This window comes from Nocardiopsis sp. CNR-923, from assembly GCF_001942255.1.
Lineage (GTDB): Bacteria > Actinomycetota > Actinomycetes > Streptosporangiales > Streptosporangiaceae > Nocardiopsis.
The window spans coordinates 1-21,562 of sequence record NZ_MKKC01000109.1; the positions used below are offsets into that span (position 1 = coordinate 1).

Annotated in this window: 22 protein-coding genes and 6 pseudogenes; 14 read left to right on the forward strand and 14 right to left on the reverse strand. The window is 70.9% G+C overall.

From position 1 onward, the window contains the following. Positions 1–297 precede the first annotated feature (297 nt). From BJF83_RS19155 to BJF83_RS19165, 3 genes are all read right to left on the reverse strand, one after another. Entirely contained in the window at positions 298–534 is a 237-nt protein-coding gene (locus tag BJF83_RS19155) for a hypothetical protein (RefSeq protein WP_075927410.1), read from the reverse strand. Next, positions 506–1,825, reverse strand: coding sequence for a recombinase family protein (locus tag BJF83_RS19160; protein WP_075927411.1), 1,320 nt, complete (start codon positions 1,823–1,825; stop codon positions 506–508). The genes BJF83_RS19155 and BJF83_RS19160 overlap by 29 nt, the downstream gene beginning before the upstream one ends. Before the next feature lie 86 nt (positions 1,826–1,911). Further along, positions 1,912–3,138 (reverse strand): sensor histidine kinase, encoded by a 1,227-nt coding sequence (locus BJF83_RS19165; RefSeq protein WP_075927412.1) that lies wholly within the window; start codon positions 3,136–3,138, stop codon positions 1,912–1,914. On the opposite strand from BJF83_RS19165, the gene BJF83_RS29635 reads away from it, so the two are divergent. Then, positions 3,137–3,268 (forward strand): hypothetical protein, encoded by a 132-nt coding sequence (locus BJF83_RS29635; RefSeq protein ID WP_262391683.1) that lies wholly within the window; start codon positions 3,137–3,139, stop codon positions 3,266–3,268. The genes BJF83_RS19165 and BJF83_RS29635 overlap by 2 nt on opposite strands. Before the next feature lie 6 nt (positions 3,269–3,274). Here the strand turns inward: BJF83_RS29635 and BJF83_RS19170 are convergent, their stop codons facing one another. Both BJF83_RS19170 and BJF83_RS19175 read right to left on the reverse strand, forming a co-directional pair. Further along, positions 3,275–3,559, reverse strand: coding sequence for a MoaD/ThiS family protein (locus BJF83_RS19170; protein ID WP_075927413.1), 285 nt, complete (start codon positions 3,557–3,559; stop codon positions 3,275–3,277). Position 3,560: 1 nt separating this feature from the next. After that, on the reverse strand, positions 3,561–4,664 hold the full coding sequence (locus BJF83_RS19175) for a sialidase family protein (RefSeq protein ID WP_075927414.1): 1,104 nt from the start codon (positions 4,662–4,664) through the stop codon (positions 3,561–3,563). Between the two features lie 411 nt (positions 4,665–5,075). Between BJF83_RS19175 and BJF83_RS29640 the strand changes: the two are divergent. From BJF83_RS29640 to mmsB, 7 genes and pseudogenes are all read left to right on the forward strand, one after another. After that, positions 5,076–5,633 (forward strand): annotated as a pseudogene (locus BJF83_RS29640) (TetR/AcrR family transcriptional regulator); the annotation flags it as partial. A gap of 767 nt (positions 5,634–6,400) precedes the next feature. Then, positions 6,401–7,942, forward strand: a pseudogene (locus BJF83_RS19185) (CoA-acylating methylmalonate-semialdehyde dehydrogenase). Between the two features lie 14 nt (positions 7,943–7,956). Next, positions 7,957–8,243 (forward strand): annotated as a pseudogene (locus tag BJF83_RS30615) (acyl-CoA dehydrogenase family protein); the annotation flags it as partial. Then, a complete protein-coding gene (locus BJF83_RS30620; RefSeq protein ID WP_316042321.1) occupies positions 8,238–8,654 on the forward strand; it encodes an acyl-CoA dehydrogenase family protein in 417 nt (138 codons plus the stop codon). The pseudogene BJF83_RS30615 and the gene BJF83_RS30620, both read left to right, overlap by 6 nt. Then, positions 8,651–9,093, forward strand: a pseudogene (locus BJF83_RS30625) (acyl-CoA dehydrogenase family protein). Before BJF83_RS30620 ends, BJF83_RS30625 begins: the two are co-directional and overlap by 4 nt. Continuing rightward, positions 9,093–10,194: pseudogene (locus tag BJF83_RS19195) on the forward strand (enoyl-CoA hydratase/isomerase family protein). Before BJF83_RS30625 ends, BJF83_RS19195 begins: the two co-directional pseudogenes overlap by 1 nt. Beyond that, the gene (mmsB, locus tag BJF83_RS19200) at positions 10,191–11,141 is read left to right on the forward strand and encodes a 3-hydroxyisobutyrate dehydrogenase (protein WP_075927415.1); all 951 of its coding nucleotides are present in this window, start codon (positions 10,191–10,193) and stop codon (positions 11,139–11,141) included. Before BJF83_RS19195 ends, mmsB begins: the two are co-directional and overlap by 4 nt. A gap of 61 nt (positions 11,142–11,202) precedes the next feature. On the opposite strand, the gene BJF83_RS19205 is transcribed toward mmsB, so the two are convergent. The 5 genes from BJF83_RS19205 to BJF83_RS27995 all read right to left on the reverse strand — a co-directional run bounded on the left by BJF83_RS19205 (position 11,203) and on the right by BJF83_RS27995 (position 15,811). Continuing rightward, a complete protein-coding gene (locus BJF83_RS19205; RefSeq protein WP_083678613.1) occupies positions 11,203–11,637 on the reverse strand; it encodes a DUF1801 domain-containing protein in 435 nt (144 codons plus the stop codon). 101 nt (positions 11,638–11,738) lie between these two features. Then, positions 11,739–12,875, reverse strand: a complete 1,137-nt coding sequence (locus BJF83_RS19210) for a bifunctional 2-methylcitrate synthase/citrate synthase (RefSeq protein WP_075927416.1) — start codon at positions 12,873–12,875, stop codon at positions 11,739–11,741. Between the two features lie 15 nt (positions 12,876–12,890). Beyond that, positions 12,891–13,784: a methylisocitrate lyase gene (gene prpB, locus BJF83_RS19215; RefSeq protein ID WP_075927417.1), complete on the reverse strand. Its 894-nt coding sequence runs from the start codon at positions 13,782–13,784 to the stop codon at positions 12,891–12,893. Next, positions 13,784–15,049 (reverse strand): MmgE/PrpD family protein, encoded by a 1,266-nt coding sequence (locus BJF83_RS19220; RefSeq protein ID WP_262391684.1) that lies wholly within the window; start codon positions 15,047–15,049, stop codon positions 13,784–13,786. The genes prpB and BJF83_RS19220 overlap by 1 nt, the downstream gene beginning before the upstream one ends. A 390-nt stretch (positions 15,050–15,439) precedes the next feature. Beyond that, a complete protein-coding gene (locus BJF83_RS27995; protein ID WP_187347185.1) occupies positions 15,440–15,811 on the reverse strand; it encodes a hypothetical protein in 372 nt (123 codons plus the stop codon). Between the two features lie 185 nt (positions 15,812–15,996). Here BJF83_RS27995 and BJF83_RS19230 point away from each other — a divergent pair, with 185 nt between their 5' ends. From BJF83_RS19230 to BJF83_RS19245, 4 genes are all read left to right on the forward strand, one after another. After that, positions 15,997–16,836: a UTRA domain-containing protein gene (locus BJF83_RS19230; RefSeq protein WP_316042310.1), complete on the forward strand. Its 840-nt coding sequence runs from the start codon at positions 15,997–15,999 to the stop codon at positions 16,834–16,836. Between the two features lie 27 nt (positions 16,837–16,863). After that, positions 16,864–17,034, forward strand: coding sequence for a DUF397 domain-containing protein (locus BJF83_RS19235; protein WP_075927526.1), 171 nt, complete (start codon positions 16,864–16,866; stop codon positions 17,032–17,034). Positions 17,035–17,286: 252 nt separating this feature from the next. Further along, complete coding sequence (locus tag BJF83_RS19240; protein WP_075927420.1) at positions 17,287–17,601, forward strand: antitoxin of toxin-antitoxin stability system; 315 nt, start codon at positions 17,287–17,289, stop codon at positions 17,599–17,601. Beyond that, positions 17,598–17,789 carry a type II toxin-antitoxin system RelE/ParE family toxin gene (locus BJF83_RS19245; RefSeq protein ID WP_187347186.1) on the forward strand — a complete coding sequence of 64 codons (192 nt, stop codon included), beginning with the start codon at positions 17,598–17,600 and terminating at the stop codon, positions 17,787–17,789. Before BJF83_RS19240 ends, BJF83_RS19245 begins: the two co-directional genes overlap by 4 nt. Here the strand turns inward: BJF83_RS19245 and BJF83_RS27620 are convergent. Both BJF83_RS27620 and BJF83_RS29645 read right to left on the reverse strand, forming a co-directional pair. Next, the gene (locus BJF83_RS27620) at positions 17,767–17,922 is read right to left on the reverse strand and encodes a hypothetical protein (protein WP_158070409.1); all 156 of its coding nucleotides are present in this window, start codon (positions 17,920–17,922) and stop codon (positions 17,767–17,769) included. The genes BJF83_RS19245 and BJF83_RS27620 overlap by 23 nt on opposite strands. Further along, positions 17,919–18,113, reverse strand: a complete 195-nt coding sequence (locus BJF83_RS29645; protein ID WP_075927421.1) for a hypothetical protein — start codon at positions 18,111–18,113, stop codon at positions 17,919–17,921. The genes BJF83_RS27620 and BJF83_RS29645 overlap by 4 nt, the downstream gene beginning before the upstream one ends. A gap of 155 nt (positions 18,114–18,268) precedes the next feature. On the opposite strand from BJF83_RS29645, the pseudogene BJF83_RS19255 reads away from it, so the two are divergent. After that, positions 18,269–19,093 (forward strand): annotated as a pseudogene (locus tag BJF83_RS19255) (GlxA family transcriptional regulator); the annotation flags it as partial. A 91-nt stretch (positions 19,094–19,184) separates the two neighbouring features. On the opposite strand, the gene BJF83_RS19260 reads toward BJF83_RS19255, so the two are convergent. Together BJF83_RS19260 and BJF83_RS19265 are read right to left on the reverse strand one after the other, a co-directional pair. Then, positions 19,185–19,556 carry a hypothetical protein gene (locus tag BJF83_RS19260; RefSeq protein WP_075927422.1) on the reverse strand — a complete coding sequence of 124 codons (372 nt, stop codon included), beginning with the start codon at positions 19,554–19,556 and terminating at the stop codon, positions 19,185–19,187. 98 nt (positions 19,557–19,654) lie between these two features. Then, positions 19,655–20,131 (reverse strand): hypothetical protein, encoded by a 477-nt coding sequence (locus tag BJF83_RS19265; RefSeq protein ID WP_187347187.1) that lies wholly within the window; start codon positions 20,129–20,131, stop codon positions 19,655–19,657. Between the two features lie 312 nt (positions 20,132–20,443). Here BJF83_RS19265 and BJF83_RS19270 point away from each other — a divergent pair, with 312 nt between their 5' ends. After that, positions 20,444–21,550 (forward strand): CapA family protein, encoded by a 1,107-nt coding sequence (locus BJF83_RS19270; protein WP_075927423.1) that lies wholly within the window; start codon positions 20,444–20,446, stop codon positions 21,548–21,550. Positions 21,551–21,562 lie beyond the last annotated feature (12 nt).

Genomic DNA, 21,562 nt, shown 5'->3' on the forward strand with positions numbered 1-21,562 from the left:
GCAAGGCCTCCAACTTCCTGGCCATGCTCGGCATCGCCTGCATCCTCATCTGCTACGAGCACCTGGCCAAGCACACCGATGCCTTTTGAGATGAGCTCTAAGAATCTACACTTCTACATCATCCCAGGTCAGGCCGGATGATTTTAGGGCACCCTAACTTCTAGATCTACACTGCCCATCTCGGGGCAAGGGTCCGCCTACCGTGAGTAGTGGCCCCGGGTGCAACAAAATGGGCGCTTCGCGAGGTATCCCCGCCGAACGCCCCGGGTGGCTACGCGCTGTGTACGCCAGTGGGGGCTACGCGGCGTCGGCCCAATGAATCGTGATGCGCTCCGCGCCAACGAACTTCACGCCCTGTGCGCGTGCCTTGCGGACCGTTACCTTGTTGATCGCTAGGCGAAGCAGGTCCCGCCGGAGCGGAAGGGACGCGGCTTCCCATGCCTCGCGAACGGCGTCGTCGTCGCCGGACAGGAAGGGGAGATCCAGGGTCGGGGACGTCTCCCACTTACTCAGGGTCTCTTTCGCGTCGTCCACGGCTTGCGTGGCCTCCGCGAGTAGGGGACCGAAGTAGCGCGCGGCGGGACCGTCGTACACCCCGGCTTGCCGGTCCTGTAGCAGTCGCTCCAGCCCGTTCTCCTCCGCGCGGAGGGCTGCGCGCGGCTGCCTCCTCCTCCGTCTCCTCCGGCTTGACGAGCGCGGCCCACCGCTGGGACACGACATGCAACAGGGGGTCGTCCGCCTCCGCGTTACTCAGCCGTGCCACCCACTGCTGAAACACGTACTCCTCCGCCGCGTGGCCCCGGACGGACGCGCGGGCTTCGCACGCACGACCCCCCAGAACGGCGGCACACGCGTATGACCGTCCCTGGTACGGCATCGACCGTCCGCACCCCGCGCAGCAGGTCAACCCCGTGAGCAGGTGGCGGGGCCGTGTGTCGCGCTTACCGTCGTTCGCGGGCACTGCGCGGCCAACTTTGAGTCCCTGGACTGTCGCCATGGCGTCGCGCTGCTGCGCGTCGGTCACCAGACCGGGAACCCGTTCGCCGTCCTGGTCGCGGAGATACACGCGCTCGCCGCTCCCGTTGCGGTAGATGTTCCGCTTCCCCTTGTCCGCTACGACCTGCCACCCCGCGTACACGGGGTGATGGATCATGGAGTGGACGACGTTGTACCGCCACCGCGTACCCCCGGGCGAGGGAATCCCTTCGTTGTCCAGCCAACGAACGATCTCGCGGGTACTGGCACGTTCCTCGGAGACGCGGCGGAACATCTCGCGCACGATGTCCGCGCGGGACGGCTGGTCGGGGGCTGCCGGGGAGAGCACACGGTCCCGAGACACGGCGTAGCCCCATGGGGCTTTGGCCGCTACCCACAACCCCGCGTCCCGCTGCTCTTGCTTCGTGTCGCGGACACGGCGAGACAGGGTCTCGGAGTACTCGCGGGCTTCCTCCGCGCGGTTGATGATCCAACGGCGGTCGCGGGACTCGTTGGAGTCCAAGCCGTCCATGTCGAAGACGACGCGTGCCTTACCGATCACGCGCAAGAGGTCTTCCGCGCCCTTACGGCTGAATCGGTCAACCGCGTAGGCCCACAGGGCGGGAACGTCCCCGTCGGCGAGTGCCGAGAGCGCGCGGTCAAAGTCGGCCCGCTCCACGTCCGCGTAGCCGGATGCGATGTCCTTCCAGACCCGTCGCACGGTGTAACCGTTGCGTGCTGCCCACCTTCGCCCCTGCTCTTCCTGGGCGTCGGTGCTCAACTCCTGTCGGTGACCGCGAACGAGCTTCGACTTCCTGACATACAGGTCAATCTCGGGGGAGACGTCCATATGCGTGATCCTAGAGGTCTATATCCACAGGTCACATACATGGTGTGTATGTGTCCTGTCCTCCTCGGCGAGGAGTACCCGAATCGTCAAGCGTCCTCGTCCCCGTCCCCGCCGAGCGGCAGCCACGCCCGGACGACCCATCCCCGCGTCGGCCCCAGCGGGCCCGCGGTCAGTTCGCCGCCGACCAGTCTGGCCCGCTCGGCCATGCCGAGCAGCCCGTGTCCGCCGCCGACCGGGACCGCGCCGCCGCGCCCGTCATCGTAGACGCGCAGGCGCACGCCGCGGTCGAAAACCTCCACCACGACGGTCACCCGCTCCGCGCCGCGCGCGTACCGCAGGGCGTTCGTGACGGACTCCTGGGCGATCCGCAGCACCGCCGTGCCCACGTCCGTGGGAAGGTCTCCCACCGCCGCGCCCGCGTGGACGCGGACCTGCGGCCGACCGCACCGCGCGGGCGCGGCCAGCTGCTCCAGCCCCTGCGCGACGTTGGCCGCCAGCGGCGCGTCGTCTGGCTCCCTCAACCGTGTGACCAGGCCGCGCATCGACTCCAGGGCCCTGCCGCCCGCCGCCTCGATCCCGGGCAGGGCCGCGCGGACCGCCTCCGGATCCCTCTCGGCGACGTACCGCAGCGCCTGGACCTGCACCACGATCCCCGTGACCTCGTGGGCGACCACGTCGTGCAGGTCCCTCGCCAGCGACAGCCGCTCCTGGGCCCGCACGGTCGCCACGTGCTCGCGGTGCCGGGCGGCCCGCCAGCGCAGGAACAGGCCGGGCGCCAGCCCCACCCCGACGGCCACCAGCGTCCCCGACAGCTGACCCGGCCAGTACGGTTCGCGCAGGTAGTCCGTGAGGAATGCCGTGAAGGCCAGCGCCGAGACCAGACCGATCTGCCACACCCGGCCCCGCAGCGCCATGAGCGTCAGCAGGAGCAGCAGTCCCAACGCCTCGGACGACGCGAACGAGTAGCCGAACACCCCCTTCGGCGCGTCCCACAGCACCGCCGAGGCCCCCGTCGCGACGAGGGCCCCGCACACCCCGAGAACCGTGGTCGTCGACGCCCGGGTCCCCGGCCAGAGCGCGATCCACCCCAGGACGACGAGAACGGACCCGGACACCAGGGTCAGCAGGTACAGGGACCGCTCGGGCGGCCCGACCCAGTCCTCCTCGCCGAGGACGCGCGCCGTGTTGGCCAGGTCGACGCACCAGGCGAGCGCGAGCAGCACGCCCGCCGCCCACGCGACCAGCCTCGGCAGACCCCCGTCCGTGGCGGCGAGTTGCCCGGAGACCCGGGCCGAAGCCCTGTTCAACGCCATGACCCTCAGGCTAGGGCGCGATCTCCCGAGCGGCCTCGACCGAAAGGACGAGGTCCGGTTCCGGCTGGGCCCGTTGGAGTGGGTGTCGCGGAGCCTGACCTACCTGCGGCCGATGCCCATGCGCCGCTGAGCGGGCTCAGCCCCCGGCCACCGAGGGCAGCAGCCGCACGTCCGCGCCGTCCGGGACCGGGGCGTCGAGTCCGCCGATGCCCCGGCACTCGTCCTCGCCGACGAACACGTTCACGTATCTGCGCAGGACGCCCCGGTCGTCGCGGATCCGGCGGTCCAGTCCCGGGTACCGCCGCGTCAGCGCGTCCAGGACTCCCCTCAGCCTGGCGTCGTCGTCGACCTCGACCGGGACGTGGGCGGCGCCGTCGGCGTCCGCCCGCAGCAACCCGGGCAGGTGGACGGTCACCCGCATCTCAGACCTCCGCCGCGCGCACGCACAGGACGTCGGGCAGGTGCGCGGCCACCTGGTGCCAGCGCTCCCGGTCGTCCGTGGCGGCGTACACGTCGCCCGTGCGCGTTCCGAAGTAGAACCCGGGGACGTCCGCCCCGTCTGTGCACGCCGCGTCGCGCAGGACGATGCCGAAGTAGGGACCCTGGGGCAGCCCCTCCGTCATCGCCCGCCAGCTGTCCCCGCCGTCGTCCGTCCGGTACGCGCCCAGCCTGTTCCCCGGGGGCAGGTGCACCTCCTGACTGAGCACGGGGAAGTTCAGCGCGGTCTCCGGCCGCCGCGGATGGGCGACCACCGCGAACCCGAAGTTGGAGGGCAGCCCCTTCTCGACCGCGGTCCAGCCCTCGCCCGCCGGATCGGCGCTGCGGTAGACCCCGTGGTGGTTCTGCAGGTACATGACGCCGTTCGGGGCCGCCGCGACCTTGTGGACGCACTGCCCGAACTCGGGCTCCCCGTCGGGCAGGAAGACGGCCGAGACGCCCCGGTTGGCCGGCGCCCAGTTGGCCCCGGCGTCGCGTGTCTGGTAAACACCGCCCGTGGACATGGCCACGGTCATGCCGTCCGGTGACCGGTCGCCCGAGGCCAGCAGGCCCGGGAGGACCGTGTGGATCGCGCCTCCGCCCGCGCCCGGGAACCACTCCGGGCGGTGCGGGTGGTCCCACAGGGCGCGCATCAGCCGGAAGCCCAGCCCCCCGTCCGTCGACCGGAACAGCGCGTGCGGCTCCACGCCCGCGTACACCACCCCCGGCTCCTCCCCGAAGGCGATCTGCCAGACCCGGGTCAGGGAGCCGTCGGTGTCCTCCGGGAAGACGATGGGCGCGGCGTCGGGCTCGTGCCAGGTCGAGCCAGCGTCGTCGCTGTACCAGACGCTGGGGCCGTAGTGCGAGCTCTCGGCTCCCGCCAGGATCCGACCGGAGCGCGGGTCGATCCCCACCGCGTACACCGAGGCCATACTCGCGTAGTCCGCAGCGTCCAGTCGGTGCGGTCCGATCACCTCCCACGCGCGCCGATCCTCGCTCCGAGCGGTGAAGAGCCCCTTGCGCGTGCCGATGACCAGGAGATACGTCATAACCAACTCCAGGGGTGTGATTCAGGTCTCTCACTGTGGCACACGGGTCGGAGATTGGCGGAAGGCAACACGCGGGGCTACAGTTAAGAAACCTCACCATTAAACTCCCGTCAGAATTCTGGTCCCGCCGGAAAAACCGATGGCATAACCTCCGTGAGAGGGGGCACATTCGACGCCGATCAGCGCCGTCCACTCCAAGACGGTTGTCATCCGGCGCCGGTTCTGCAATAAAATTCCGGGCCAACCGGAACATGTGCGGTGGGCTCCTGGTCGTGCCCGACGCCCGTGTCCACGACGACTTCGGCCAGACGACTTCCCGCTACCCGAGTGCTCACTGGGCGTTTCGGGACCACAGTCCTAATGGTCCCGCGTCTCACGGAGCACCGGGTTCTCACTCGATAGGGTCGACTCATGTACCACCCCCCGGACACGCTCCACGCTCGTAAACGGCGTAAGGCCCGTGCGTTGATCGTGTCGGCCGCCTTCCAGCTCTTCGCCGAGCACGGATTCGACAACGTCACGGTCGCGGCGATCGCCGAACGTGCCGAAGTGGGACGAACCACCTTCTTCAGGTACTTCGGCGACAAACAACAAGTGCTGTTCGCCGACGACGCGGCTGAGGCCGACCGCATGTGCGCGTACGTCCGCGAGAGGGCGTCCGTGGGGGACGACCTGCGCGCCGCCGTCCGACTCCTCCGTGAGGCGGGCCCGCACACCACCCAGTCCCCCGAGCACGCGCGCGTGCTCTCCCGCCTCCTGCGTGAGAGCGACGACCTGCGGTCGCGCTACCTCCTGATGCAGCAGTCCCGGGCCGACAAGCTGGCCAACGCCCTGGTGGAGACCGGCACCTCGGAGACGGTGGCGGTCCTGGCCGCCCAGCTCGCGATGGCCTGCGAACTCGCCGCGGCGCGTCTGTCAGGTACCCCCGAGTACCTGTCCGACCGCCTGGACGAGGTCCACAAGCTCCTCGCCGACCACGAGGACGTGCTGCGGACGCGCCCGTCGCGGGGTGAGGACCGCGCCGTAGGCGTCGGTCGAGGGCGGTGGAGGGCGACGGGCGGGCCGGTCCAGTACGGCTGTCCCGGGGCCGATGCGCGAGTGCCCGCGCCGTGTCCTGTCCCGCGAACTCCGCGGTGTCGTGCGGCGACGGCCCGGGCGGATCCTGTCGCCCGATCAGAACGCGGCGCGAGTCCTGCCTGTGCGTCGCGCGGCGAGGCGGGTTCGCGCGGCACGCGCCCTGGTGGCGTCACACGTCCCGGAGGCGGTCCGCGAAGGGGGTCGAGCCTGCGGTCGCCCCGTCGCCCGTCGCCGCGGCTCCACCCGGTCGACACGGGGTGCCCTCCTCGCGGTTTTCGTGTGACTCAGTTCACGTTCGTCCGGTTCTGGATTTACTTGGACGTCCAACTATATGGTGGGCGTCACAGAGCCGCGGAGCGGGAAAGGGGGGCTGGTGCGAGACCAGCACGGTCCCCGCCGCGACCGGGGAGCGCCCCGGGAGCCGGGACACCGGCCGCGGCTCGACGTCCGTGTGATCCACGAGGACGGAGCGAGTACGCATGGCACCGGCACGCGCGATTCGCCCCAGACACGCACCGCCGCCCGGGCGGGCCGTCTGGGACCGCGCACCGTGAACCCGGCCTCCCGACACCCCGGGACCCCGGCGGACCGCGTACCATCGCGGCCCTGTTCCTCCATGCCCGGCGCATCGCTCCGCCTCCAGACGAGAGCTGGTTTGCATGGTGACCGACCACAGCGCGCCCCGCAGCCCCGACCCGGCCGACGAGCCCCGCGAGCTGACGCACTTCATCCACGGAAAGCACGTCCCCGGCCGATCCGACTCCTTCGGCGACGTGTACGACCCCAACACCGGCGCGTCCAGGCCCGCGTTCCGCTCGCGGACCGCGCCGAGACCGAGGCCGCCGTCGCGGACGCCGAGCGCGCCCAGCCCGAGTGGGCCGCCTGGAACCCCCAGCGCCGGGCCCGCGTCCTCCTCCGCTTCCTCCAACTCGTCGACGACGAGCGCGAGAGCCTCGCCCGCATGCTCTCCTCCGAGCACGGCAAGACCGTCCCCGACGCCCACGGCGACATCCAACGCGGCCTGGAGGTGGTCGAGTTCGCCGCCGGGATCCCGCACCTGCTCAAGGGCGAGTTCACCGACAACGCGGGCACCGGCATCGACGTCCACTCCCTCCGCCAACCCCTGGGCGTCGTCGCGGGCATCACGCCCTTCAACTTCCCCGCGATGATCCCGCTCTGGAAGGCGGCACCCTCCCTCGCCTGCGGAAACGCCTTCATCCTCAAGCCGTCCGAGCGCGACCCTTCCGTCCCCCTGCGCCTGGCCGAACTCTTCGTGGAGGCGGGACTGCCCCCCGGCGTGCTCAACGTCGTCAACGGCGGCAAGGAGAGCGTCGACACGCTCCTCACCGACCCGCGCGTGGCGGCCGTCGGGTTCGTCGGGTCCACGCCCATCGCCGAGTACGTCTACACGACCGCCACCGCGCACGGTAAGCGCGCCCAGTGCTTCGGCGGGGCGAAGAACCACATGATCGTCATGCCGGACGCGACCTCGACCAGGCCGTGGACGCCCTGATCGGCGCGGGCTACGGCTCCGCGGGCGAGCGCTGCATGGCCGTGTCCGTGGCGGTCCCGGTCGGAGAGGAGACCGCAGACGCCCTGGTCGCCCGCCTCAAGGAGCGCATCACCGGCCTGCGGGTCGCCCGTCCCACGACCCCGACGCCGACTTCGGCCCGCTCGTCACGCGCGAGGCCCTGGAGCGCGTCGAGGGCTACGTCGACCTCGGCGTCGACGAGGGCGCCGACCTGGTCGTCGACGGCCGGGGCCACACCGTCCCGGGCCACGAGAACGGATTCTTCACCGGTCCCAGCCTCTTCGACCGCGTCACGCCCGACATGCGGATCTACCGCGAGGAGATCTTCGGCCCGGTGCTCTCCGTCGTGCGCGCCGACACCTACGAGGACGCCCTCCGCCTGCCGAGCGAGCACGAGTACGGCAACGGCGTCGCGATCTTCACCCGTGACGGCGACACCGCCCGCGACTTCTCCCAGCGCGTCGACACCGGCATGGTCGGCGTCAACGTGCCCATCCCGGTGCCCGTCGCCTACCACACCTTCGGCGGATGGAAGCGGTCGGGCTTTGGTGACCTCAACCAGCACGGACCCGACTCGATCCGCTTCCACACCCGAACCAAGACCGTGACCTCCCGCTGGCCGTCCGGGGCCAAGGAGGGCGCCAGCTTCACGATCCCGGTCATGAAGTGAGCGGAGCCGCCACCATGACAGCGCTCACCCGTGACCAACTCATCCTGGCCGAGACCGCCCGCGACTTCGCCCGCGAACACCTCGCTCCGTACGCCGTCGAGTGGGACCAGGCCAAACACTTCCCCGTCGACGTCCTGCGCAAGCGGCCGACCTCGGCCTGGGCGGCGTCTACGTCGCCGAGGGCTCCGGCGGCTCCGAGCTGACCCGGCTCGACGGCGTCGTCGTCTTCGAGGCGCTCGCCACCGGTTGCCCGTCGATCGCCGGGTACCTGTCCATCCACAACATGGTCGCGTGGATGATCGGCCGCTACGGCGACGACGACCAGCGCGCCCGCTGGCTGCCCGACCTCTGCTCCGCCGAGGCCCTCGGCAGCTACTGCCTCACCGAACCGGGCGCGGGCTCCGACGCCGCCGCACTGGGCACACGCGCCGTCCGCGACGGCGACCACTACGTCCTCACCGGCACCAAACAGTTCATCTCCGCGCGGGCGCCTCGTCGGTCTACCTCGTCATGGCCCGGACCACCGACGACGGGGCCTCGGGCGTGTCCGCGTTCATCGTCCACCGCGACGACCCCGGCCTCTCCTTCGGGGCCAACGAGACCAAGATGGGCTGGAACGCCCAACCCACCCGGCAGGTCCTCCTCGACGGGGTCCGCGTCCCCGCCGACCGCCTCCTCGGCGGCGAGGGCGACGGCTTCCGCATCGCGATGAACGGGCTCAACGGCGGGCGCCTCGGCATCGCCGCGTGCTCGCTCGGCGGCGCCCAGGCCGCCCTGGAGGCCAGCACCGCCTACCTCACCGACCGCGAGGCCTTCGGCGGGCCGCTGATCAACGCGCAGGCGCTCCGCTTCCGCCTCGCCGAGATGGCCACCGAACTGGAGGCCGCCCGATCCCTGCTCTGGCGGGCCGCGAGGCGCTCGACGCGGGGTCCCCCCAGGCCCAGCACCTGTGCGCCATGGCCAAGCGGTACGCCACCGAAGCCGGGTACGCGGTCGCCGACAGCGCCCTCCAGCTGCACGGGGGGTACGGGTACCTCACCGAGTACGGCATCGAGAAGATTGTCCGCGACCTGCGGGTGCATCGAATCCTGGAAGGGACCAACGAGATCATGAGCCTGATCATCGCTCGCGGACTCACCGGGGCCGCCTGATGTCCGAGACACCGGCGACGCCGCCCGGAACCGCCTCCGCCGACCCCGAGGTCCTCCTCCGCGTCGAGGGCGCCCTCGGCCGCGTGACGCTCAACCGACCGCGCGCGATCAACGCCCTCAACCACGCCATGGTGCGGGCGACGGACGCCGCACTCACCGCGTGGGAGAAGGACGACGCCGTCCTCGCCGTGCTCATCGACGGGGCCGGCGAGCGCGGACTCTGCGCGGGCGGCGACATCCGCTCCATCCACGCCAGCGCCAGGCAGGCCGGGCGCGAGGCCGCCGCCTTCTGGCGCGACGAGTACCACCTCACGCCCGCGTCGCCCGCTTCCCCAAGCCCTACGTCGCCCTGATGGACGGCGTGGTCATGGGCGGGGGCGTGGGCGTCTCCGCGCACGGCGACGTTCGCGTCGTCACCGAACGCTCGACCGTCGGCATGCCGGAGGCCACGATCGGCTTCGTTCCGGACGTCGGCGGCACCTATCTCCTCTCCCGGGCTCCGGGCGAGACGGGGACGCACCTGGCCCTGACCGCCGAGCCCGTCGGACCCGGGGACGCGGTGTACACCGGCCTCGCCGACCACTACGTCCCGTCCGACCGGCTCCCGGACCTGACCGAGGAGCTCACCAAGGCCGCCTCCGCAGCCGATGTCTCCGACGCGGTCGGCCGGTTCGCCGAGACCGTCCCGGCCGGCGACCTCGCGGGCGCTCGCCACTGGATCGACGCGTGCTACTCGGCCGACACCGCCGAGGAGATCGTCGAAAGGCTGCGCTCCCACGCGACCGGGACGCCGCGCGCGCCGCCGAGGTCATCGAGGGCAAGTCGCCCACGTCAGTCAAGGTCATCCTGGCCGCCCTCCGCCGTGCCCGGAAGCTGCCCACCCTGGAGGCGGTCCTGGAGCAGGAGTACCGCGTCTCCTGCGCCACGCTGACCTCGCCCGACCTGGTCGAGGGCATCCGGGCCCAGGTCATCGACAAGGACCGGAACCCGAAGTGGGCGCCGGACAGGCTGTCCGCCGTGTCGGAGGCGCACGTCGCACGCTTCTTCGAACCCGCACCGGACGGGCCGCTGGGACTCGTCGACGAGAGGAGCCACGCATGAGCGCCGTCGCGTTCGTCGGACTGGGCAACATGGGCGCGCCCATGGCCGCCAACCTCGTGACCGCCGGGCACCGGGTCACCGGATTCGACCTCGTGCCCGACGCCCTCGCCAAGGCCGCCGAGACCGGTGTGCACGCGGCGGGGAGCGCGGACGAGGCCGTCGCCGACGCCGAGCTCGTCATCACGATGCTGCCGAGCGGGCGGCACCTGCTCACCGCGTACAACGGGGTCGACGCCGAGGGGAACGGGCCCGGAGGCACCGGTCTCCTGGCCGCGGCCCGCCCGGGGACGCTCTTCGTCGACTGCTCCACGGTGGACGTGGCCGACGCCCGCACCGCCAACGCGGCGGCCGTCGCCGCCGGCCACCGCGCCGTGGACGCGCCGGTCTCGGGCGGCGTCGTGGGCGCGACCGCCGCGACGCTCACCTTCATGGTGGGCGCCGAGGCCGCCGACTTCACCGACGTGGAGCAGGTCCTGTCGTCGATGGGGCGCAAGGTCGTGCACTGCGGCGGGCCCGGTGGCGGCCAGGCCGCGAAGATCTGCAACAACATGGTGTTGGGCGCGTCGATGATCGCGGTCAGCGAGGCGTTCGTGCTCGGGGAACGGCTCGGCCTGACCCACCAGGCGCTGTACGACGTCGTGTCGACCGCGTCGGGGCAGTGCTGGTCGCTCACCACCAACTGCCCCGTGCCGGGACCGGTGCCGACGAGCCCGGCCAACCGGGACTACAAACCGGGGTTCGCCGCGTCGCTCATGGCCAAGGACCTGGGCCTGGCGGCCAACGCGCTGCGCGACACCGGGGTGGAGGCGCAGATCGGGCTGCACGCGGCCAGGATCTACACGGCCTTCGCCGAGGAGCTCGACGCCGAGCGGGACTTCTCCGCGATCGTCAACGCCATCCGCGAGCGCTCCGGGAAACCGGACGAGGCGTCCGGCGACGCTTCCTGAGGCCGAGCCGTACCACCGGCCGCCTCCGCGCCTCCTCCGGGCGCGGAGGCGGTCGACGCTCTCAGGTGCGGTGGTGCGCGGCGACGAAGTCGTCCACCGGGTAGCGAGCCACCCAGTCGCCCACCACGTCCACGGGGACGTCGTCCAACTTCCTGAACCGGACGCACGACTTGCCCATGTCCAGCCTCTTGCCGGTCGCCCGCCACTGCTCGGCGAACTCGTCCTGGCGCTCCTCGCAGTACACCCCCATCAGGTACAGGGAGTAGTTCCGCTTCTGCGCCGCCAGGCCCACGTAGGACAGCGGCTGGCCGTTGTAGGTGTCCGGGAAGCGCTCCAACGGGACGTAGTAGCCGATCATCCCGTACAGCATGCCCTCCTCGTAGCCGGGCGGCAGCCGGTCGAGGACGACCCGGCGGATCGCGCGCACGACCTCGGCCCGCTCCTCGGGGAGTTCGGACAGGTACTCGTCCACCGTCGCGGCCTGACTGGACACCATGGCACCAGCCTAGCCGCGGGCGCCGACGCCGACCGCGCGCCGCGCCCGCCCAGGGCCGCCGAGGGCCGCCGAGGGCGGCGCGGACGGCCGATCGCCGCCAGTCAGCCCGCCAGCCGCTGCGCCGGGAGCGGGACCGGCCGGCGGTCGTGGCCGGTGTAGTCGCTCAGCGGGCGGATCAGCGCGTTGGCCTCGCGCTGCTCCAGGATGTGCGCCGTCCACCCGGTGATCCGGGCCATGACGAACAACGGAGTGAAGGTCGGGATGTCGAAGCCCATCAGGTGGTAGGCGGGACCGGCCGGGTAGTCGAGGTTCGGGTGGATGCCGGTGCGCTCGAACATCGCCCGCTCCAACGCCCGGTACAGCTCCATGAGGTCGTCGGCGCCCTTGATCGCGGCCATCTCCTCCAGCGCGGCGCGCATCGTCGGCACCCGGGAGTCCCCGTGCTTGTACACGCGGTGCCCGAAGCCCATGACCTTGCGTTTCTCCGCCAGCGCCCGGTCCAGCCACGCCTCGACCCGCGCCGCGTCGCCGATCTCCTCGAAGGTGTGCATCACGGCCTCGTTGGCGCCCCCGTGCAGCGGGCCCTTGAGCGCGCCGATCGCGGCCGTCACCGAGCTGTAGATGTCGGACAGCGTGGACGTCACCACACGCGCGGTGAACGTCGACGCGTTGAAGCTGTGCTCCGCGTACAGGATCATCGACGTCTCGAAGCAGCGGACCACCTCGGCGGCGGGCACCTCGCCGAAGCACATGTGGAAGAAGTTCTCCGCTAGGTCCAGCCCGGGGTCAGGCGGGATCGGGTCCAGGCCCCGTCGCCGACGGTGGTCGGCGGCGACCACGGCGGGCAGCTTCGCCAGCATGCTCTCGGCCTTGATCCGGTCGGCCTCGGGCGAGCCGTCGTCCTCCGTGGGGTCGTCCGCGCCCAGGTAGCTGATCGCGGTGCGCAGCACGTCCATGGGGTGCGCGGTCTCGGGCAGGTACCGAAGCAGGTCGAGGGTGTGCCGGTCCAGCGACCGGCGGGCGCTCTCGCGGGCACGGAACGCGCGCAGCTGCGCCGCGTCGGGTAGTTCGCCGTGCCACAGCAGGTAGGCGACCTCCTCGAAGGTGCACGAGGCGGCCAGGTCCTGCACCGGGTAACCGCGGTAGGTCAGCGAGTTGGAGGCCTCGTCGACCATGGAGATCCGGGTGGTGTCGACCACCACCCCGGCCAGGCCCTTGTGGATCGCCGTGTCGGCCATGCTCACCACATCCGTTCAGATCGTGAAGTTGTAGACATCGCCGTCGAAGGCGTTGTAAGCGGGGTAGTCGAGCAGTTCGTACAGGCGGGCGCGGGTCTGCATCCGGTCGACGACCCCCGTCTGGGTGCCCTCGTCGCGGATGGTGCGCAGGCCGTCCTCCACGGCGCCCATGGCCAGCCGCAGGGTGGTGACCGGGTAGATGACCATGTTCACGCCGAGCGACTCCAATTGGCCGACGCCGAGCAGTTCGCTCTTGCCGAACTCGGTCATGTTGGCCAGCAGGGGCACGTCCACGGCCGCGCGGAACGCCTCGAAGTCGGCCGGACCGCTCATCGCCTCTGGGAAGACCATGTCGGCGCCCGCGTCCACGTACGCCTTCGCCCGCGCGATCGCCGCGTCCAGGCCCTCGACGGCCGCGGCGTCCGTGCGTGCGCAGACGACGAAGCCGTCGTCACGCCGCGCGGAGACGGCCGCGCGGATCCGGCGGACCATCTCCTCCGTCTCCACCACCGCCTTGCCGTCCAGGTGGCCGCAGCGCTTCGGGTTGACCTGGTCCTCCAGGTGGCACCCCGCCAGCCCCGCGTCCTCCAGGGTCTGCACGGTGCGGGCGGCGTTCATCGGCTCGCCGAAACCGGTGTCGGCGTCGATGATCGTCGGCAGGTCCGTCACCCGGGCGATCTGGCCACCGCGCGCGGCCACCTCCGGCAGCGTCGTCAGGCCGATGTCGGGCAGGGCCAGGTCCGCGGCGACGACCGCGCCGGACACGTACGCCCCGTCGAAGCCGAGCTCCTGGATGAGGACGGCCGTCAGCGGGTTGAACGCCCCGGGCACGCGCAGCAGTCGCCCGGAGGCGAGGTCGTCGCGCAGGCGGCGGCGCTTGTCCTGGGCGAGCGTCCTGGAGTGCAGCATCAGAAGATCCCCTTCGACACGGACAGACCCCGCGGCGCGGTCGCCTGGTCCTCGGTGAACGTCAGCTGCCCGACCTCCTCGGCGGTCAGCGTCGGCAGACGGTCGACCAGCCCCAGGAATCGGTCCTGCTCCTCGGGTGCGACGACGCCCTCGGTCAGCGACCGGAACTTGGCGACGTAGTCCGGCCGGGTGAAGGGGCGCGCGCCGAGCGGGTGGGCGTCGGCCATGGCGATCTCGTCCTCGATCACCGTGCCGTCGTCCAGCTCGACCACCACACGGCCGCCGAAGGCCTTCTCCGCCGGGTCCGTCGCGTGGTAGCGCCTGGTCCAGGCGGGGTCCTCGACCGTGCGGATCCGGTGCCACAGCTCGACGGTGTCCGGGCGCTGGGCGCGCTCGGGGGCGTAGGAGCGCTCGTGGTGCCACTCACCGTCCTGGAGGGCCACGGCGAAGATGTAGGGGATGCTGTGGTCCAGGGTCTCCCGGCTCGCGTTCGGATCCATCTTCTGCGGGTCGCCCGATCCGGTGCCGATCACGTAGTGCGTGTGGTGGCTGGTGTGGATGGTGATCGAGCGGACCCGTGAGGTGTCGCCGATCCTCGGGCCCAGACGCCGCGCGAGGTCGATGAGGGCCTGGCTCTGGTACTCGGCCGAGTGCTCCTTCGTGTAGGTGTCCAGGATGCCGCGCTTGGCCTCGCCCGGGCCCGGCAGTGAGACGGTGTACTCCGCTCCGGGCCCGCTCAGGAGGTAGGCGATGAAGCCGTCCTCGCCCTCGTAGGCGGGCGACGGGGCGCCCTCGCCCCGCATCGCCCGGTCCACCGACTCCACGGCCATCTTCCCGGCGAAGGCCGGGGCGTAGGCCTTCCAGCTGGAGATCTCGCCCTTGCGGGACTGGCGCGTGGTGGTGGTGACGTGCAGTGCCTGCTGCACCGCCTGGTAGACGACCTCGACCGGAAGGTCCAACAGGGTGCCGATGCCCGCCGCCGCCGACGGGCCCAGGTGGGCGATGTGGTCGATCTTGTGCTCGTGCAGGCAGATGCCCCGGACCAGGGCGACCTGGATCTCGTACCCGGTGGCGATGCCCCGGACCAGGTCGCGGCCGTCGCGCCCGGTGTGCTGGGCGACGGCGAGGATCGGGGGGATGTTGTCACCGGGGTGGGAGTAGTCCGCGGCCAGGTAGGTGTCGTGGAAGTCCAGTTCGCGCACGGCCACGCCGTTGGCCCAGGCGGCCCACTCGGGGGAGACGCGGGTCGACGGCGGGGTGCCCATGATCGTCGCGCCGGGCGCAGCGGGTGGCGGGTGGCCTGGGCGCGGGCGCTGCGGACGGGGCGGCGGCGCAGGGACGCGGCGGCGACGGCGGCGTTGTCGATGACGCGGTTGCCGATCATCTCGACGACGTCGGCCTCCACCGCCACCGGGTCGGCCGCGACGGTCGCGATCCGGTGCGCGAGCTGCTGCTCCTTGGGCGGGCCCTCGGAACTGCGGTGGACCCGGACGCGGTACTGCTGCATGTTCGTCCCCTCGGCGTGGTGCACGTTGCGCGAACGAGCGTGCCAAAGGGATTCCCCAGGTGGAAGGGGCTAAATCAGCTGGGTTCAGCTAAGCCGGAGGGGTGTTTTTGCTAAGTCTGCTAAGACTGTGGGTCACAAGCGTCGCGGGTCAGCCCGGTCCGTCGAGGTACCGGCGGACGAGCCCGGCGAGTTCGCCGAACTCACCCGGGGTCGGTTCCGCCAGGAGGACGTAGGGGCGGACGAGGGCGCCGCCGATCTCGTCGGGGTCCGGTTCCTCTCCGATCGGAGGAACCGGGGACAGCACGGGGCGTTCGGGGGCCGGATCGATCACGGCGCGCGTCCGCCCGTGCTGAGCGGGTCGTCCCGCTCGGCCAGCCGGGGCAGGGAGATCGGGCGTCCCGTCGAAGTACGCCGTGCTGACCCCGCACCGCTCGCCGCGCGCGCGGACCGGCAACCCACCCGCCACCCGCCGGCCGTCGTACTGGCCCCGCCTCGGTCGCAAGATGTCGGCTTCATGCATCGCTGCTCCTCCACAGAGGTCGTGTCCGGAGGCCCAGCCGACTGGGGCACACTGTGCGTGTGACCCTCAATCGCTCCACCAACGGCAGACATGCCGGAGTCGAGTCGATTTAGAGGGGCTAAACCTCGTCTGTCGACGACGGTGGCCCCAACTCCCTGCCGTTGCAATAGGGGGGCTAAAGTTTGGTGGAGCAGTCGACCGGAGGATTCGCCTTGGATGCCAGGACATTGCACGACATCGCCGCCATTTCGGACCCGGTGGAGAGGGCTCGTGCGGCGTCGTCCGCCATGACCACGTTGCAGGGACAGAGCGTGGAGCTGTCCAGGATCCGGCGCGGGGCGATTGTCGAGGCCCAGGCATCGGGAATGCGGCAGGACGAGATCGCACGGCACCTCGGGGTCACGCCGGGCAGAGTGAGTCAGATGAAGAAGGCGGGTGGCGGCCCGCCCCACCAGGCTCCCGCCGGACCGCTCGAACCCCGGCCTCGTGTCCTGGTCCAGCGTGCACTGCCGACTCCGCCGAGCACCCGTGGGTCCAAGAGCCTCTATCTCACCGAGGCGGAGCAGCAGGGGCTCGAACCGAAACGTAAAATGCTCTTCGTCGGCAAGGAACCCGCGTCGGAGCACGTCGCCACAGGTCTGCGTCTGGAGCCTGGCGCTGATGTCGTCGCGCGGCGCAAGATGTTCTGGGCGAACGACGTTCCCGTGCGGATCTCCACGTCGTACTTTCGCCCCGACGTGGCGGAAGGGACCCGTCTCGCGGGCGATGGCTTCGTCCTTCCGACGCTCCAGGCCGCCATCGAGGATCTCGGACACGTCTTCGGGCACGCCACCGAAACCTTGACCGTTCGGCCGCCGACACCCTACGAAGCGGATCTTCTCGATGTGCCCGGCGAGTGGGTCGTGCAGGTGCTCCGGGTCAGTTTCTCCACCGAGGACGTTCCGGTACATGCCCTGGAGACGATCTGTGCCGCGTCACGGCATGTCTTCCCGATCGGCCAAGCTGTGGGTTCCGATCAGTTCTGACAGAGGAGGCAGGGGCCATTGATGGACATGACCACCACCCATTGGCACAAGAGCACCTACAGCACCAACGGTGGCGAGTGCGTGGAGGTGGCCGAAGGCCGGAGCGTGCTGGTCCGTGACACGCAGAACCGGGACCTCGGGCACCTGGCGTACCCGAGCGCGGAGTGGGCCGGTCTGCTTGCTGTGTTGAAGCCGTAGGAGTCCCAGCTGGTGCCCGTGTGCCCATCTGAGATGGATGGTGCGGATGTCTGTTTCTCAGGAACTTGCAGATTTGGCGGTGCTGGCCGGATGGAAGCGCGGGTCAGGAAGTCTGCTCCCCGCGCACGCGGGGATGGTCCTCGCCCTGGTCGGGGTCATGGATGGGGGTCGCCCTGCTCCCCGCGCACGCGGGGATGGTCAACACTCTGGTACGGGTCCTCTCTTGGCCAAACTGGCGTGGTTGGCGCACATGTGGGGCATCATGAGAGGCATGAGCACGAGTTCGCCGACTCGTCCGACCACCCTGAGCTGTCGGTGACCGAGGCCCGTGACCACTTCTCCGACCGGGTCAACCGCGCGATCTACGGCGGGGAGATCACCTACGTCACCCGCGGTCGCCGCCACCAACGGGCCGCCGCGATCGTCCCGGCTGACCTGGTCGACCACTACGAGGAGCTGCTTGACGAGCGCGACGCTCGCATCGCCGCTGAGCGTTTGGCCGACATCGAGGCCGGACGCAGCCAGACCATCGCCCTCGAAGACCTGGAGCGGGAGCTGGGTCTGTGACTGACCGGCCCTACGCGGTCCGGTTCGACACCCCGGCCGCCAAGCAGGTGAAGAAGCTCGACAAATCGCTGCAACGACGGGTGCTGGACAAGGCCCACGAGCTGGCCAAGGACCCGCGCCCACCCGGGTGTGTGAAGGTCAAAGGCACTACGGACCTCTGGCGGGTCAAGGTGGGTGACTACCGGTGACGTCGGCCAGCGGGACGCGGAACCCGGTCGCCGTGTTCCCCCGAAGCATCCGCTCACCGCTGGGATGCGCGGCCTCGGCCGCCTCGATCTCCGGCGGTGCGAGGCGGAGCTCCGCCCGGCTGTCCTTCGTCACCGCCGACGACACCGCACCCACGACACCGCGATGCCCACGGCGACGGCCAGCGGTCCCAGCAGGAGGAGAACGGACAGGATCCACTCCCGGGAGCCGTCGGGCCCGTACACCCGATGGTCCGCGCCCACGTCCACGGCCGCGATCGACTCCCCCTCGACGCACGTCTCCCGCCCGGCGGCGTGCAGGTACACCCCGCGTGGCTCTCCGCCGATGTCGGGTGTGAAGTGGCCGTCGCAGGTGCACGACTCGTGTCCCGGGTGCTGAATGCAGGAGAGGCTGGCGGCGGTGAACGTCCCGGGGGCTCCCTCGCCGCGCGCCGCCCGCAGGTGCTGGTCGAGCCCGGCGAAGCGACGTCACCCTCAACGTCGAGCACGGCCCCGAAGCGATCGACGAGGCCGACACGGTGATCGTCCCCGCCGCCGAGGAGGACGACGAGGAACGCCCCCACGACCCCCTCGACCCCGCCCTGGCCGCCGCTATCGCACGCGTGCCGCCGACGGCGCGGGTGGCCTCCATCTGCTCGGCCGCGTTCGTGCTCGCCGCCGCGGGGTTGCTCGACGGCTGCCGGGTGACCACGCACTGGAGGTCCGCCGGGTCCTTCCGCGCCATGTACCCGCACATCGACCTGGACCCCGACGTGCTCTACACCGACAACGGGCGCGTGCTCACCGCCGCCGGGGTCGCCTCCGGCATCGACCTGAGCCTGCACATGATCCGCACCGACCACGGCGCGGCCGTCGCCAACGAAGTGGCCCGCACCACGGTCGTCCCGCCCCACCGGGACGGGGGCCAGGCCCAGTACATCCGACACCCGGTGCCGGAGCCGGAGCGTTCGGCCACCGCCCGCGCCCGCGCCCGCGCCTGGGCCCTGGAGCACCTCCACCTCCAGCCGGGCCTGAGGGAGATGGCCGAGCGGGAGTCGATGAGCGTGCGCACCTTCACGCGCCGCTTCCGGGACGAGGTGGGGCATTCGCCGGGCAGGTGGGTCGCCCAGCAGCGCCTCGACCGGGCCCGCCAGCTCCTGGAGGGGTCCGACCTGTCCGTGGACCGGGTCGCGGCCGACGCGGGGTTCGGCACGGGCGCGTCGCTGCGCCAGCACATGCGGGCCGAGCTGGGCGTGTCCCCCAGCGCCTACCGGCGCACCTTCCGGGGAACGTGGTCGTCGGACTGAGTCCGCGCCCGGCCAGGCGCGCAGTCGCGGGTCCGCGCACCAGCCGACGCGGGTGGAGGCCGCTTCCCACCTCCACCCGCGGGGCCTCGGGTCAGACCTCCAGAACGTCCTCGATGGCTTTGAGGCGGTGCCGGGCCAGGGCGAGGTTGCCCCGGGTGCGGTCCAGCGCCAGGTACAGGAAGAGACCCTGCCCCTGGCGGTTCCTGAGGGGGCGGATGATGTGGTACTGGCTGGACAGGGTGATGAGGATGTCCTCGATCGCCTCGTTCAGTCCCAGCTGGTCCACGGTCCTCATCTTGGCCCGGACGACCTCCGTGTTCCCCGCCGCGGCGATGTTGAGGTCCAGGGTGCTGGTGGCGCTGAGCGTTCCCAGCGCCATCCCGCTGCTGTAGTCGACCACCGCGGCGCCGACGGCGCCCTCGATCGCCATCATGTCCTTCAGGCCGGTTTCGATGTTCGCCATATCGTTCTCTCTCCTTGGGTTGGTCCGACGCGGTTGCGGTCGCTGTGCGATCCACCGGCGCACGGCCGGCACCCGTCGCAGTGGGAACCTGCGGCCCTTCACGCGACCACCGACCCCGTCCGAGGCCGATCGACGGACAGCGTGCGAAGCCCGTCCAGTACGCGTTCGAGCACCGCGCGGTCCACCGCGACGGCGGGGTGCGGCACCGGGCGGTACCCGCCTGCGCGCCGGGCGAGCGGTACACGGGCTGTGCTCACCAGCCCGCGTAGTCGTCGGAGAGCGAAGCCGAGATGCCCCCGATCCCGCTCCATCCGTACCTGCACGCAGAGGTCGGAGCCCTTCAGAACAGCGAGGAGCAGATGGTGGTCGGCACCGGTGACGACCATGTCCTCCACCGTCTCCACGGTGTACAGAGGACAGTCGTCGACGGCTTGGAGGATCGACGCCGAGTCCTCGGTTCCGTCCTCGTCGCCGACGTGGGACACGGTGCCACCGGCCCGCCAGTCGACGAGACAGACACTGCGGACTCCGGGTGTCTGGAGCATCTCCCGCATCTGCTGGTCGATGGTGGGCACGTCGGCTCCTCTGCGGGGAGCGGGCGACACGAGTCGGCCCGCGGGCGAATGGTCAGGCGGCCTCTGCGGATTCCATGACGATAGGACGTGGACGGTCGGGCCGCAGGGTTTTCCCTGATTTTTCAGAGATTGCCTGATCAAAACGGGGTGTGAGAACGGTACGAAAAGATGGCGTGAGGGGGAAAGATTCCTTCTCGCATGACAAAAGCCGAAAACTCCGAACAATGGTGATCGCGTCGCCTTGCTCATTCTCGGAGTGCTCCCGGGGTCTGTGTGTCGATATATCCGGATCGTCCGGAGTACGCTGAGAAGATGCGCACCGAGCCGGTGACGATGTTCCTCTGCGGAGACGTGATGCTCGGACGCGGCGTGGACCAGATCCTGCCGCGCCCCGGCGATCCGACGTTGGAGGAGTACTACGTCCGGGACGCGCGCGGCTACGTCGAGTTGGCCGAACGGATGAACGGCCCGATCCCGCGCCCCGTCAATTTCGACTGGCCGTGGGGCGAGGCGCTCAGTGTGCTGGAGGACGCCGCCCCCGACCTGCGGGTGCTGAACCTGGAGACCAGCGTGACCGACGACGGCGAGTTCGTCCCCGGTAAGGGCATCCACTACCGGATGAACCCCGGCAACCTCCCGTGCCTCGCAGCGGCGCGACCGGACGTGTGCTCGCTCGCCAACAACCACGTCATGGACTTCGGCGTCCACGGACTGGAGGACACCCTCGACGCCCTGGCCTCGGCCGGGCTGCGCTCGGCGGGCGCGGGCCGCGACGCCGAGGAGGCCCGCGCGCCGGCCGCCGTCGACCTGGAACGGGACGGCCGGGTCGTGGTCGCGGCGTTCGGAACCGCCTCGACCGGCATCCCGCCCGGTTGGGCGGCGCACGACGACGGACCCGGGGTCCACCTGGTGCCCGAGAACGCCCGGGTGGGCGCGGCACGCGTCGTCGCCCGCGTCGCGGAGTCGCGCGGCCCCCGCGACGTGGTGGTCGCGTCGGTCCACTGGGGCTCCAACTGGGGCTACGGCGTCTCCGACCAGCGCGCGATGGCCCACGCCCTGGTCGACGGGGGCGTGGACGTCGTGCACGGCCACTCCTCGCACCACCCACGGCCGATCGAGGTCTACCGCGACCGGCTGATCCTCTACGGCTGCGGCGACTTCGTCAACGACTACGAGGGCATCCAGGGCTACGAGGACTTCCGCGACGACCTACGGCTGATGTTCCTGCCCTCGGTCGACGCGGGCACCGGCAGACTTCTCGCACTGCGGATGGTCCCGCTGGTCTCGCGCGGGATGCGCCTGGACCACGCCTCCCGCGCAGACGCCCGGTGGCTCCAGGGGACCCTCGACGACGTCAGCCGCGACCTCGGCTGCCGGGTCGTGTCCGAGGGCGACGAGTTCGCGCTGCGCTGGACGTGACCACGGGGCCGC